We start from the raw sequence: 12,973 nt of genomic DNA, 5'->3' as shown, positions 1-12,973 counted from the left end.
TCACGTATGGACAGGTAAAAAAACTGCCGGGTGCGAAATCCGCACCCGGCAATCCCGACAGCACGTGGACAAATCGTGTCCGTCAGGAGATGCGCGCACCGGATATCCCCATCGTGCGGTGCGCGCGGGACGCAGGTCAGGCGATCTCGACGGCGACGAAGATCTGATTGCCGCCGCGGTTGATCAGCATCAGCGCCGGATCGGTCTTCTGGTCTTCGAGCGCGGATTTGAGCGCCTCGGGTGTTTCCACATCCTGGTTGCCCAGCTTCACGATCACGTCGCCCTGCCGCAGACCGGCCTTAGCCGCCGGGCTGTCCGGCTTGAGCGAAGTGACGACCACGCCGTGCACGTTCTCGGGAACTCCGATCTGCGCACGAGTCGCTTCGGACAGCGGTGCTACGGTGACACCCAGCGTCTTGCCCGCCAACGCGTCATCGGTCGGTTCCGCGTTTGCCGCCATCTGTGCCGAATGGTGCCCGATCGTGACGTTCAGGGTCTCTTCCTTGCCATTGCGCAGAACGGTGACCTTGCTGTCGGTTCCGACGGCCGTGGTGCCAACAAGCACCGGCAGTTCACTGCTTGAGTCGACCTGTTCGCCATTAAAGGCGATGATCACGTCGCCCTGTTGCAGCACGCCTTGAGCGGGGCTGTCCGGCAGAACCTCGGATACCAGTGCGCCGACAGTGCCATCGACACCCATCGCTGCGGCCAGCTCGGGGCTGATGTTCTGGATCGACACACCCAGCCAACCGCGGCTGACCTGGCCATCGTCACGCAGGTCCGCGGCGATGTGCTCGACGATGTTCGAAGTCACGGCAAAACCCAGTCCGACCGAACCGCCACTGGGCGAATAGATGGCCGAGTTCACCCCAACGACTTCGCCGTCCATGTTGAATAGGGGGCCGCCCGAGTTGCCTTTGTTGATGGCTGCATCGGTCTGAATGAATTCAGCATAGGGGCCTTCCGAGATATTGCGTCCCTTGGCGGACACGATGCCGGTCGTGACGGTCGAACTCAGGCCGAACGGGTTGCCGATGGCGACCACGTCTTCGCCCACGCGGATGTCGTCGCTATCCCCCAGCGGGACCGGCTGCAGCGCCTCATCCGCGTCGATCTTGAGCAGCGCGATATCGGTCAGGGCATCGGTCCCCACGACTTCGGCCTCGTACGAGCGATCATCGCTCAGGCGCACGGTGATCTTGCTGGCTTTGTCGACGACGTGGTGGTTTGTGATGATATAGCCATCTTCATCCAGTACGAACCCGGACCCGAGGCCCTGACTGGGACCACGGCGCGGGGCGTCAAAGCCTTCGGGAATCCCGAAACGTTTGAAGAACTCACCAAAAGGCTGGCCATCGAAATCAAACTCCTGGCCGCTCGCCGGCGACGGGGCCGCGTCGATCGAGGCAATGACGGTTACCACCGACGGTGAAACGGTTTCGACCAGATCCGCCAGGGCTTCGTCGGCCTGCGACGGAATGGCGGTCGCGGCCAGCAACGCCGCGCTCAGCGCGGTGGCGCCAAACAGCCCTGAGGTGCGAGGAAGAATAAGGGGGGATTTGCGGATGCTCATGTTGACTAGGTCTCCTTGGTTCGGCGCTTGTTGATGTGCGCTTTGCAGGGAACATGAGCCGCCAGTCTTTGCGTTTTCTGACTGATCAATTAATAAATCTTAATTTTGCCACATTAGGGGCGTCTGGTAGCGCTCGCAAACCCGGGAATCGGCCGTGGAAGTTGCCGGTCGAATCGGTGGATTGTTGCCGAAATGAGGGTCAAATTCGCAAAAGCATTGAATTGAATCAAATTTGTTAACAGTCCAGCGGCGGTTTTTGACCGAATTTTCAGGGACACTCACAGGTTGCGCCACCGCCTTTTCAGAAGTTGGTATTTGTCTAATAGGTATTTGCAAAAATGTCATTTTGATCGTTTGGCGCTAAATATTTCATGCCCTGGGTCGGCTATGGCAAAGCGCACGAACAACCTTGGGTAGATTTCCGCGACACGCGTTGTTGCGGAAATACCATCACGAATTCGGCAAAATTAACCAATTCAACCAATTTTACGTTGTTTGCAATGAACTTATCGGTGACGATGAGCGTGCCCAAGTGAAAGGGGGGCCTGACGGCATCAAGGGGGTGCTTGAAGGCAGATCTCAGTCACCGGAAGCGCTGAGCGGCATGTTAACGAGGGGGTCTTGTTTCGGTTCGGCAGCACATTGGTCTGATGTCTTGACGACATCCGGGCCGCGTTTTCGGGATTGGTGAAAGTGGTAGTCCTGTTTTGGGCAACCGGCCCGGTCGTTCTCGACCGGGCCGCGTTACTTTTGGGATTTTTGGTTTTTGCGCCATTCGGCCCACGCTTGGGGCGTATCCAGATCCAGAATAGCGTTCTGACCCGGCAAAGGCTGCAGGTGCACCTGGTCCAGATGCGCGCGTACGATGGCTTGTGCGCCGCCATCTCCGGTCAAATGCGCCAGATCAGCAAGGAGACTTCGGTCGAAGATCACAGGATGGCCTGGAACGCCATCGGAGGACGCTCCGCGCCAGATCAGCTTGTCAGGATGTTCGGTGACCGACCGGAGGACCGCGCGCAGATCGTCTGATGTCAGCTCTGGCAGATCGGCCAGCAGGATCATCGCTGCCCGGGCTGATACCGGCACCTGTGCGACGGCTCTGCGCAAACTGGCATTCATGCCTTCATCCGCATCGGGAACAGAAACGACCTGCAAGTCCATCCCGCTCAGCGCGGTGTATCGCGGGTGAGGCGCCGGCGGCAGGGCGACGATGACCGGCCCGACAGCTACTGCGATTTCAGCCGAGCGTCGGATCAGTGGTTGACCATCGACAATTTGCATCAACTTGTCCACTCCGCCCATACGGCGAGAGCTTCCGGCGGCCAGCAAGATGACAGGGATATCCTCCATGCCGGCCACCTTGCCGCCAACCGGAATTGCTGTCACCCCCGCATACGCGCACCGTCGGGGTCAAATAGTGGACTGGTCAGCACGCGCGCCTTGCGCATCTTGCCCAGGATTTCGATTTCAACTGCCAAACCGTCGGCCGTCAGGCCCGTTGGCAGGAAGCCCATGGCGACTGATTTCTGTGCGAAATGCGAATACCCGCCGGATGTGCAAAACCCAACCACGGCGCCTTCATGCCAGATGGGTTCGTAGGCGTTCACATCCGCGTCCTCGGCCTCGACCTCAAAGGCCACAAGTTTGCGGGCTGTTCCTTCAGCCCGCTCGGCCTCGGCGACAGCGCGCCCGATGAAATCGACGTTCTTTGCAAACGAGATGAAGCGGTCCAGCCCAGTTTCAGCGGCCGTGTAGTCGGGCGAGAACTCGCGCATCCACGAGCCGAAGAACTTGTCGAGCCGCAGGCTCATCATCGCGCGCATCCCGAAGGGGGTGATACCGTGCGGCTGGCCGGCCTGCCACAGGGTCCACCAGAGCTGGCGTTGTGCCATCGGATCGCAGTAGATCTCGAACCCCAGATCGCCGGTATAGCTGACCCGCTGCACGACGCAGTCGGTCATGCCGACGACCATTCGGCGTACGTCCATGAAGCGCATGTCGCTGATATCGGCGCGGGTGCAGGCGGCCAGAACCTCGCGGGCCTTAGGGCCTGCAATCTGGAAGCCGTTGCGTTTGTCGCTGATATTCTCGACGGTTACGCCGTCTTCCTGATGCTGCCGGAACCAGCGTATGTGGAAGCTTTGTGCGCCGTAGGAGGCGGTGAGTTGGAACTCTTCCTCACCCAGGCACGACACGGTGAAATCACCGATCAGCTTGCCCTTGGGTGACAGCATGGGCGTCAGCGACAGGCGGCCCGGAGCGGGGATGCGCCCGGCCATGATCCGATCCAGCCAGTCGCGGGCGCGGGGACCGGTGACCAGGTATTTGCCGAAATTGTGCACCTCGTTGATGCCGACGCCCTCACGCACGGCCCGCACCTCGCGGCCCGTTGCGCCGAAGGCGTCCGAGCGGCGGAAGGAGGGGGTTTCATAGCCGGGCTCGCCATCCTGCGCGAAGTAATTGGCGACCTCGAGCCCGTATTGCTGGCCCCAAACCGCGCCCAGATCGCTGAAGATGTCATACATCGGCGTGGTGCGGTTGGGGCGGGCAGCGGGTAGTTCCTCGTTCGGGTAGGAGACCGAGAAACGCTTCTGATAGTTCTCGATCACCTTGGGGCGGGTATAGCCGGGGGTGATCCAGTCGCCGAACCGGGCCACGTCCATGGCAAAGACGTCGCGTTCGGGCTCGCCCTCGATCATCCATTGCGCCAGCGTCAGGCCGACGCCGCCGCCCTGGCTGAACCCGGCCATCACGCCGCAGGCCGACCAGTAGTTGCGCACGCCCGGCACCGGCCCAACCAGCGGGTTGCCGTCGGGGGCAAAGGTGAACGGGCCGTGGATCACCGATTTCACCCCGGCGTCGGCCAGAACCGGGAAACGGCGATAGGCGAACTCGATCGAGTCGGTAATCTTGTCGAAATCATCGGGCAGCAGCTCATGCCCGAACTCCCAGGGCGTTCCATCCACGGCCCAGGGCTTGCAGGGCTGTTCATAGAAACCGATACACAGGCCGCGTCCCTCCTGCCTCAGATAACTTTCGCCCGCCGGGTCCATGACATGCGGATGCTCGCCGCCCGCGTCGATGATCGCCTCGATTTCGGGGATGGTATCGGTGACGAGGTATTGATGCTCCATCGGATGCAGGGGGAAGTAGATGCTCGCCATCGCGCCCACCTCGCGCGCCCAGAGGCCGCCGGCGTTGACGATATGTTCGGCGTGGATGGTGCCCTTGTCGGTGACCACGTCCCATGTGCCGTCGGGGCGCTGGTTGGTTTCGCGCACCATGCAGTGGGTTTCGATCGTGGCCCCGCCCATCCGTGCGGCCTTGGCATAGGCATGGGTCGTGCCCGAGGGGTCAAGGTGCCCGTCCAGCGGATCATACAGCGCGCCGATGATGCCGTCGGTGTTGGTGATCGGGGCAATCTTCTTGATCTCGTCGGGGCCGACGATTTCGGTTTCCAGTCCCATGAAGCGGTGCTTGGCGCGTTCGGCCAGCAGCATGTCGAACCGGTCCTGATTGTCGGCCAGGGTGATGCCGCCCACATGGTGCAGCCCGCAGGACATGCCGGTGATCTCTTCCAGCTCTTTGTACAGCCGGATGGTATAGCCCTGCAGCGCGGCCATGTTGGTGTCGCCGTTCAGCGTGTGGAACCCGCCCGCCGCGTGCCAGGTCGATCCGCTGGTCAGTTCCGACCGTTCCAGCAGCATCACATCCGACCAGCCCAGCTTGGTCAGGTGGTACAGCACCGAACACCCGACAACTCCACCGCCGATCACGGCAACCTGACACGTCGTTTTCATCCGCACCTCCTTGCGTTTGGCCCGAAGGTGCAGGGGTGCCGCGCCGGTATCTGTCACGAAAACGACCGAGTTTGTCGTTTCCGCCGGCCGTTCGCCAGACGTTTGTCAGAGCGGCCGCACCTTCAACCAGGTAATCCGGTTGCCCTCTCGCTCGACGACCTCGAACCGGAAGCCGTGGAACGAGAATACCTGACCAACGGTCGGGATCATCTGCGCTTCGTGGATGACCAGCCCGGCAATGGTGTTGGCCTCGTCATCGGGCAGGGACCAGTCCATCGCGCGGTTCAGGTCGCGGATCGTCATCGAGCCTTCGACCAGATACTGACCGTCTTCGGTTCGCGTAACCGTCACATCTTCGTCCGCGTCGAATTCGTCGGCAATCTCGCCTACGATTTCTTCGAGGATGTCCTCGAGCGTGATTAATCCGCGCAGAGAGCCGTATTCATCAACTACCAGCGCAAAATGGCTGTGCATGCGCAGGAATTCCCGCATTTGGTCGTCCAGCGTGGTGGTCTCCGGTACGAAATAGGGGGCGTTGGCCACTTTGAGGATGTCGAACGACTTCAGCCGGTCGGCACTGCCCTCGCCGCCGCCGGCCTGCGCGTACATGGCGCGGAACAGATCCTTGGCGTGCACGACGCCCACGATGTTCTCGGGCTGGCCACGGAACACCGGCAGGCGCGTGTGACGGCTTTCGAGGCATTGTTTCAGGATCGATTCAGGGTCTGCGTCCGCGTCGATCATCTCGATATTCGAGCGATGCAGCATGATTTCCTCGACCGTACGGTCGCCGAGATCAAGCGCACCCAGGATGCGGTCGCGGTCCTCTTTTTCCACGACGCCTTCGGAATGGCCCAGTTGCAGGGCGCCGGCGATCTCTTCACGCACGGCAAGGATGTTGCTGTCGGGATCGATCTGAACCCCGAACAGTCGCAGGACCCCGCGCACCAGCAGGCGCACGGCGGCCACCACCGGCGAAAACACCGTAACGACAACACCGATCACCGGGGCGACGGCCGCGGCGGCCTTTTCGGCATTGGTAATCGCGTAGGTCTTGGGCAGTACCTCAGCAAAGACCAGAACAAGCAGGGTCATGACCAAGGTGGCCAGTGCCACGCCGCTTTCTCCGAAAAGTCGGGTGAACAACGCCGTGGCCAGCGAGGCTGCAAGGATGTTGACGAGGTTGTTGCCCAGCAGAACCGAGCCGATCAGACGTTCGTTGTCATCAGTGATCTCCAGCGCCTTTTGCGCGCCGCGCGATCCTTTGTCGGCTTGCGCCCGCAGTTTACCCCGCGAAGACGCCGTCAGCGCTGTTTCAGACCCCGAGAAGAAGCCGGAGAGAACCAGCAGAAGCAGAATTGAGGCCGTAGTCAGCCAGAAGGCGCCATCGAGAAGAGAAGGGTCAGAGTCCATCGGTCCGTTTCAGGTACTGTTGATGCAATGGTTATGGGGGCGCAGATGCGCGCGATCAAGGGTTTGGCCCTAGTCTCGACCGTCATCCTTGGCAAGCGGGTGATGCTGCAACACCAGCTCCGACAGGCGCTCGTCCAAGACATGCGTATAGATTTCGGTCGTCGCGACGTCGGCGTGACCAAGCAGGGTCTGGATCGAACGCAAATCGGCCCCATTGGCCAAAAGATGAGTCGCGAAGGCATGGCGCAGCGTGTGTGGCGTGACTTTGTCGGGAGAAACACCACCTTGCACGGCCAGTTCCTTAATCAGAGCAAAGAACCGGTGACGGGTCAGGTGCCCTGATTTTCCACGCGAAGGAAACAGGAACCGGGACCGCTGGCCTCCGTTGGCGGCGGCTGCATCTTCGGCTTCGTCCCGGATGGCCAGCCATGCCGCCAAAGCATCGCGCGCAGGCGGTGACAGGGGCACCATGCGCTCCTTTCCACCTTTGCCAAGAACCAGCAGCATACGTGGGTCGCCCCGGGCGGATGATACCGGCAGGGAAACAAGCTCGGTCACACGCATCCCGGTCGCATACAAAATTTCCATCAGGCAAGTGTTGCGCACCTTGTCTGCCGTACTGCGCCCTGTTTTCCTGGCAGCCTCCAGCAGGCGATCGACTTCGGCCACGTCCAGCGTCTTGGGCAGCCTTTTCTGGCGTCCCGGGCCTTTGATCTGGATGGCCGGATTGGTCGAGCGCCAGCCTTCTTCAAACGCGAAACGATACAATTGCTTGATGGCAGAGAGGCGGCGAGCGCGGGTCGCGCGCGAAAGGCCTTGTGCGTCACAGTCAATCAGGTAGGCCTCGATCATATCCTGGTCGGCCGCCTCGAACCCGGCATTTCGCCGATCGAGCCACGCGGCAAAGTCCTTCAAGTCCCGCCCATAGGCCAGCAAAGTGTTGGTTGCCGCCCCAAGTTCTGCGGCCTGCGCCTCGAGAAACGCGGAAATCCACAAGTCTTGTGTCGCCGGAGCGGACACTGTCAGGCCCCCTTCAAAACAAGCAACTGCAAGGCGGCGCGGCGCGCCGTGTCTTCCAGGCCGACGTGTCGGAACACCGCGATGGCCGCAGTCAAGTCAACCAGATTGCCGCGCGCGCCATGCGCGAACATCTGCATGGCCTCAAGAATTGCCTCGCCCAGACGGTTTGCCTCCAACATCGCGCGGATATCGGACGGGATCGGTGCCGACCATGCAAACCCTTCGGCGATGGCGTCAGCCATCGGTGAGAGCGAGTTCGGACGCTCGGGTTGGCCCGATGCCAAAGCAGCCAGAAAGGCATTGGCCTCGGGTCCGTCGGGGACATATCGTGCGGCATCCTCGTACAGCTCGGACAACAGCAGGATGCGCCAGCGCAGGTTCTCGGTGGTCGGGTCGGACAGCTTGATCGACATCAGGCGCTCGGCGAACAGTTCGGCAAAGGGCACTTCGAGCCCGACCGAACCCATTTCTGCCCAGACTTTCGGCAGGGTCTTGGAAATCGCTTCGGGGCTTCCGGTCTCCAGCGCCGTTTCGAAACGCTGAACCGCCGAGACGCGATCCCAGACCGCGCCCGAAGCCGCAGGCGCGCGCTCGGTATAAAGGCCCAGCAGATGGTTCGGCGTAAGCGCGCCGATGCGGGTCAGGCGCTCGGCCGCTTCGATCTGGGCTTTCCAGCCGGCAACATCGCGCAGGTCGGCATTGGCAAAGGCCCGCGGCAACGAGGCGGTCGGAAGTCGCTCGCCGATCGCTTCGAACAGGCGAAACGTCAGCGGGTCAGGGTCTTCGGGCTGCGGCAGATATGCGGCGCCTTCGAACATTTCTGGGCTTAGGAAGCGATCCAGCAGATCGAGTTGCTCGGGCGGCAGTAATTCGAGCGCGTGCGCCGCTTCGAGCGTCAGTGCGGCCGAAGCCCAGTCACCTCTGCGGGCCTTGCAGAAGACCTGCGCGGAATAATCCCTCGACAAATGCGGTTGCGCGATCAGCGCAGTGCAGCTGCGGTCTTCGTCGCCGGTCAGCAGAGTTGCGTCAAACCATCGTTTGAACCGCTCAGGCGTATCGGTGGGGCCGGCAAGCTGCACCAAGGATTGCGTCGGATCGGCGGCACCCAGCTGCATCAGGCGATCCAGCCGCGCCAGAAGGAGCTCGTCTGGCTCATTGGAATTCGCCGGCGCGCGGGCCTCGGTCAGTAAAAGTGTGAACAACAGCCGCTGCATGGCTGGGTTCGATTTGACCGGCACGCGCGCGATAAGTTCGGCCAGCCGGGCCGGATCGCTGGGCAGCCACAGATCAACCGGCAGCCCCGTCGCCGACCCATCCACCAATCCCAACGGTGGCGACAGCGCCTCGAGCGGAGACACCTGGATGTCGGGCTGCAGGCCGGTATCGGTAACCGGCGGCTCGAGCAATACGGTCCCAGGCAACAGGTCAGGGGCCGTCTCCAGCCAATCGATCGCGGAAAGCGGTTGTTCGGTTTGCGCGGCGGCTTGGCCGGTCAGTGCAAGCGCCAGCACGACGGCCCTAGTTGACATCCAGAATTACCGGTTCGCTGATTTCGCTTTGCGGGGCCGAGAAGTCGGCGCCGAAGAACGGGCCAAGATACGCATAGGCCACCAAGCCGATAAAAAGCAGGCAAATTAGGTACAACAGGAATTTGATCAGACGGCCCATGGCTCAACGCTGCCTCAATTTTCGATTTTGGCCAAGTTATAACTGGCATTTTTCCCAAGATCACGTCATTCACAGGGAAATGAGCGAAATTAAGCATAACGTGGCGCCGACCGGACAACGGCAGGTCTATGACCTGCACAAAACGGTGGTTTTGGTCGGCATGATGGGCGCTGGCAAGACGGCCGTGGGGCGCGCTCTGGCCGCGCGTCTCGGTGTTCCTTTCCTCGACAGTGACAGCGAGATCGAATCGGCTGCCAACATGACCATCCCCGAGATATTTGAACGGGACGGCGAGCCGTTCTTTCGTGCCAAGGAAAGCCAGGTCATCGGCCGTCTCCTGGACGAGAAAAAGGGTATCCTGTCGACCGGCGGTGGCGCTTTTCTGAGCGAAGAAAACCGGACGATGATTTCGGACCGTGGGGTTTCCGTATGGCTGTGCGCCGATCTGGAAGTGTTGTGGAACCGGGTGCGCCACAAAGACACGCGACCCTTGCTGCGCACGCCTGATCCGTATGCAACGCTGCGTGACCTGTACGAGGCCCGCGTGCCGTTGTACGCACAGGCTGATCTGGTGGTGAATTCGGACGGCGACACCGCCATCGAGGATATGGTTGACCGGGTTCTGGAAAAGCTGATGACGCGCCCGGATGTATTGGAAGTCAAATAGATGCATCAGACAGTTAACGTTAATCTGGCCGAGCGGTCCTATGACGTGGAGATCGGGCCGGACCTGTTGGCTCAGGCCGGTGCGCGGATCAAACCCATGCTGCACCGTCCGCGCGTCGCGGTTCTGACCGATGAAACCGTGGCCGGTTTGCATCTGGATGCTTTGCGCAGCGGCCTGGCATCGGCCGGGGTGGAAATGACCGCATTGGCTCTGCCCGCAGGTGAGGCGACCAAAAGCTGGCCGCATTTCGAGCGCGCCGTCGAATGGCTGTTGGCCGAAAAGATCGAACGGCGCGATATCGTCGTAGCCTTCGGCGGTGGAGTGATCGGAGATCTGGGGGGCTTTGCCGCCGCGGTGCTGCGTCGCGGTGTGCGCTTTGTGCAGATCCCAACCTCGCTTTTGGCGCAGGTCGACAGTTCCGTGGGGGGCAAAACCGGTATCAATGCTCCGCAAGGCAAAAACCTGATCGGAGCGTTTCATCAACCTTCGTTGGTTCTGGCTGATACCTCAGTGCTCGGCACGCTGACGACGCGTGATTTTCTGGCGGGATATGGTGAAGTCGTAAAATATGGCCTTCTGGGGGATGCCGATTTCTTCGAATGGTTGGAGCGCAACGGCCCCGCGCTGTCGGCCGGGGACATGGCGACCCGGGTTCAGGCAGTCACCCGTTCGGTTCAGATGAAGGCCGATATCGTGGCCCGTGATGAGACCGAACAAGGCGACCGGGCGCTGTTGAACCTCGGGCATACGTTCTGCCACGCGCTTGAGGCGGCGACGGGCTATTCCGACCGGCTGCTGCATGGCGAGGGTGTTGCCATTGGCTGTGCCCTGGCGTTCGAGCTGTCGGCTCGCTTGGGCTTGTGTTCTCAGGAAGACCCGAGCCGCGTCCGCGCGCACCTGAAGGCGATGGGCATGAAGACCGATCTGTCTGATATTCCGGGTGATCTGCCGGGCGCCGAAGATCTGGTCGAGCTTATGGCTCAGGACAAGAAGGTCGTTGACGGCCAACTGCGCTTTATCCTGGCGCGTGGGATCGGGCAGGCCTTCGTCACGTCGGACGTGCCACGCGATGCCGTTCTGTCCGTGCTGCAGGATGCATTGGCAACGTGCTGATACGCGGAGTCAGCGGCCCCGTATCACCATCAATTCGCCAATGTTTTCGCGGGTGATGTATCCGACCATCTGACCGGTCTTGGTGCAGACCGCCACGGCCGGTGCGCCACCATGAAGACCATCCAGAACGGCCTCGAGCCCACTGGTCAAGGCCACCCGGGGGATTTGCTCTTCCATGACCGAGGTCGCGGGTTCCGACCGGGGGTGATCGCCAGCTAGCGCGGCAAACAGCCGATTGCGAGTCACGAAGCCCAACAGCTGCCCGTCTTCGCCCAAAACCGGGAACTCGTGCTGCGTTGTCTGGATCACGGCCTGAGCCGCCGTTGCCAACGTGTCTTGGGGGGTCAGTGCGTGGAATTCGGTGATCATCGCGTCCCGGGCCAGCACGCGGCGCGCCACCGAGCGCATTGCCACATCCTGGCTTTCTGCATTGGCCGCGATGAAGACGAAAACTGCGATCAGAACCAGGATCGGGTTACCGGTGCTGAGCCCCAGAAAACCGAAACCGACGGCCACGGCCTGGCCCGCAAAGGCTGCGGCCCGTGTGGCCTTGACCCTGTCCATCTTCAGGCAGAGCAGGGCGCGGAACACGCGGCCGCCGTCCATCGGAAACGCTGGGATCAGGTTGAACACCGCGAGGAACAGATTGACGTAGGCCAGCCGGCTCAGCAGGTCGATGCGGGTCGAGTCGATTTGCGCCAGCGTTTCTACCTGCATTCCCGCGCCCAGAAGCACAAGGATGCCCCAAATGACGACGTTGACCGCTGGACCAGCCAATGCAACGGCAACTTCTTGCATCGGCTTTTCCGGCATCCTCTCCAAGCGGGCCAAGCCGCCGATGGGCAGCAGAGTGATGTCCGGAGTGCGAATGCCATACCTGCGGGCCATCAGCGCATGACCGAATTCATGGGCAACAACGCAGGCAAACAACGCCAGAACAAAAATGATGTTGTCGATGGCTGCCGGCCACCCTCCGTCAGAGTAGGCGGCAAAGCCGACCCAAGCCAGCAGCAGGAAGAAGGTGACATGGACCCTCAGTTCCGATCCGAGCAACCGGCCGACGGCGAAGGACCATGTCATGACGTGCCTCGCTAAAGCTTAGAACGGGATTTCGTCGTCGTCGATGCCGCCAGATGCCGGTGCCGGCGCGCTGGATTGTGCGGCGTAGGGCTCGGAGTATCCGCCGCTGTCCTGGCCGCCTCCGTAACCGCTGCTTTGGCCGCCACCGTATCCGCCGCCCTCATTGCGACTGTCCAATAGGGTCAGTTCACCGCGGTAAGGGCGCAGAACGACTTCAGTGGAATAGCGATCCTGACCGGACTGATCCTGCCACTTGCGCGTTTCCAGTTGGCCTTCGATGTAGACCTTTGACCCTTTGCGCAAATACTGCTCGGCGATGCGGACGAGCGGTTCGGAAAAAATAGCGACTGTGTGCCACTCGGTCCGTTCGCGGCGTTCACCGGTATTGCGGTCTTTCCAGTTCTCCGAGGTCGCGATCCGTAGGTTGCAGACTTTGCCACCGTTCTGAAACGACCGTACTTCGGGGTCGCGCCCGAGATTGCCGACCAGAATGACTTTGTTGACTGAACCTGCCATGGATTTCCCCGTTTTTTGACTAGCTTGATGGCGCCCGAATCTGACGCTGAGTTCACCTGAAACCCTATACGTCCTGCGCCCGGGTTGGAACATGGTTGATGCCCGGAAAGCCACCCGGAAAAT

General features: G+C 61.3%; 11 protein-coding genes. 2 read left to right on the top strand and 9 right to left on the bottom strand.

Going from position 1 to position 12,973, the window contains the following annotated elements:
• Nucleotides 1-136: 136 nt before the first annotated feature.
• The 7 genes from AC2FNL_RS08275 to AC2FNL_RS08245 all read right to left on the bottom strand — a co-directional run bounded on the left by AC2FNL_RS08275 (nucleotide 137) and on the right by AC2FNL_RS08245 (nucleotide 9,474).
• Nucleotides 137-1,573, bottom strand: coding sequence for a DegQ family serine endoprotease (locus AC2FNL_RS08275; RefSeq protein WP_496833090.1), 1,437 nt, complete (start codon nucleotides 1,571-1,573; stop codon nucleotides 137-139).
• Nucleotides 1,574-2,317: 744 nt separating this feature from the next.
• Nucleotides 2,318-2,923, bottom strand: a complete 606-nt coding sequence (locus AC2FNL_RS08270) for a nucleotidyltransferase family protein (RefSeq protein WP_496833089.1) — start codon at nucleotides 2,921-2,923, stop codon at nucleotides 2,318-2,320.
• A gap of 32 nt (nucleotides 2,924-2,955) precedes the next feature.
• Entirely contained in the window at nucleotides 2,956-5,373 is a 2,418-nt protein-coding gene (locus AC2FNL_RS08265) for a GcvT family protein (protein ID WP_496833088.1), read from the bottom strand.
• A 105-nt stretch (nucleotides 5,374-5,478) separates the two neighbouring features.
• Complete coding sequence (locus tag AC2FNL_RS08260) at nucleotides 5,479-6,786, bottom strand: HlyC/CorC family transporter (protein WP_496833087.1); 1,308 nt, start codon at nucleotides 6,784-6,786, stop codon at nucleotides 5,479-5,481.
• A 69-nt stretch (nucleotides 6,787-6,855) separates the two neighbouring features.
• Nucleotides 6,856-7,806 carry a site-specific tyrosine recombinase XerD gene (locus tag AC2FNL_RS08255; RefSeq protein WP_496833086.1) on the bottom strand — a complete coding sequence of 317 codons (951 nt, stop codon included), beginning with the start codon at nucleotides 7,804-7,806 and terminating at the stop codon, nucleotides 6,856-6,858.
• 2 nt (nucleotides 7,807-7,808) lie between these two features.
• Nucleotides 7,809-9,335, bottom strand: a complete 1,527-nt coding sequence (locus AC2FNL_RS08250) for a hypothetical protein (RefSeq protein ID WP_496833085.1) — start codon at nucleotides 9,333-9,335, stop codon at nucleotides 7,809-7,811.
• Entirely contained in the window at nucleotides 9,325-9,474 is a 150-nt protein-coding gene (locus AC2FNL_RS08245) for a hypothetical protein (RefSeq protein WP_170338962.1), read from the bottom strand. Before AC2FNL_RS08245 ends, AC2FNL_RS08250 begins: the two co-directional genes overlap by 11 nt.
• Nucleotides 9,475-9,553: 79 nt before the next feature.
• Between AC2FNL_RS08245 and AC2FNL_RS08240 the strand changes: the two genes are divergently transcribed.
• Nucleotides 9,554-10,141: a shikimate kinase gene (locus AC2FNL_RS08240; RefSeq protein WP_170338960.1), complete on the top strand. Its 588-nt coding sequence runs from the start codon at nucleotides 9,554-9,556 to the stop codon at nucleotides 10,139-10,141.
• Nucleotides 10,142-11,254, top strand: a complete 1,113-nt coding sequence (gene aroB, locus AC2FNL_RS08235; protein ID WP_496833084.1) for a 3-dehydroquinate synthase — start codon at nucleotides 10,142-10,144, stop codon at nucleotides 11,252-11,254.
• 9 nt (nucleotides 11,255-11,263) lie between these two features.
• Here the strand turns inward: aroB and AC2FNL_RS08230 are convergent, their stop codons facing one another.
• Together AC2FNL_RS08230 and ssb are read right to left on the bottom strand one after the other, a co-directional pair.
• The gene (locus tag AC2FNL_RS08230; protein WP_222458135.1) at nucleotides 11,264-12,334 is read right to left on the bottom strand and encodes a site-2 protease family protein; all 1,071 of its coding nucleotides are present in this window, start codon (nucleotides 12,332-12,334) and stop codon (nucleotides 11,264-11,266) included.
• 18 nt (nucleotides 12,335-12,352) lie between these two features.
• On the bottom strand, nucleotides 12,353-12,850 hold the full coding sequence (gene ssb / locus AC2FNL_RS08225; protein ID WP_170338954.1) for a single-stranded DNA-binding protein: 498 nt from the start codon (nucleotides 12,848-12,850) through the stop codon (nucleotides 12,353-12,355).
• Nucleotides 12,851-12,973: the final 123 nt, after the last annotated feature.

Source organism: Ruegeria sp. CRTD044 (assembly GCF_059613485.1).
This window is presented reverse-complemented; position numbering and strand designations above follow the sequence as displayed.

Bases quoted from the DNA above. Each gene is read 5' to 3' on its own strand.
- AC2FNL_RS08275 (WP_496833090.1), bottom strand. From the start codon at position 1,573: ATGAGCATCCGCAAATCCCCCCTTATTCTTCCTCGCACCTCAGGGCTG.
- AC2FNL_RS08270 (WP_496833089.1), bottom strand. From the start codon at position 2,923: ATGGAGGATATCCCTGTCATCTTGCTGGCCGCCGGAAGCTCTCGCCGT.
- AC2FNL_RS08265 (WP_496833088.1), bottom strand. From the start codon at position 5,373: ATGAAAACGACGTGTCAGGTTGCCGTGATCGGCGGTGGAGTTGTCGGG.
- AC2FNL_RS08260 (WP_496833087.1), bottom strand. From the start codon at position 6,786: ATGGACTCTGACCCTTCTCTTCTCGATGGCGCCTTCTGGCTGACTACG.
- AC2FNL_RS08250 (WP_496833085.1), bottom strand. From the start codon at position 9,335: ATGTCAACTAGGGCCGTCGTGCTGGCGCTTGCACTGACCGGCCAAGCC.
- AC2FNL_RS08245 (WP_170338962.1), bottom strand. From the start codon at position 9,474: ATGGGCCGTCTGATCAAATTCCTGTTGTACCTAATTTGCCTGCTTTTT.
- AC2FNL_RS08240 (WP_170338960.1), top strand. From the start codon at position 9,554: ATGAGCGAAATTAAGCATAACGTGGCGCCGACCGGACAACGGCAGGTC.
- aroB (WP_496833084.1), top strand. From the start codon at position 10,142: ATGCATCAGACAGTTAACGTTAATCTGGCCGAGCGGTCCTATGACGTG.
- AC2FNL_RS08230 (WP_222458135.1), bottom strand. From the start codon at position 12,334: ATGACATGGTCCTTCGCCGTCGGCCGGTTGCTCGGATCGGAACTGAGG.
- ssb (WP_170338954.1), bottom strand. From the start codon at position 12,850: ATGGCAGGTTCAGTCAACAAAGTCATTCTGGTCGGCAATCTCGGGCGC.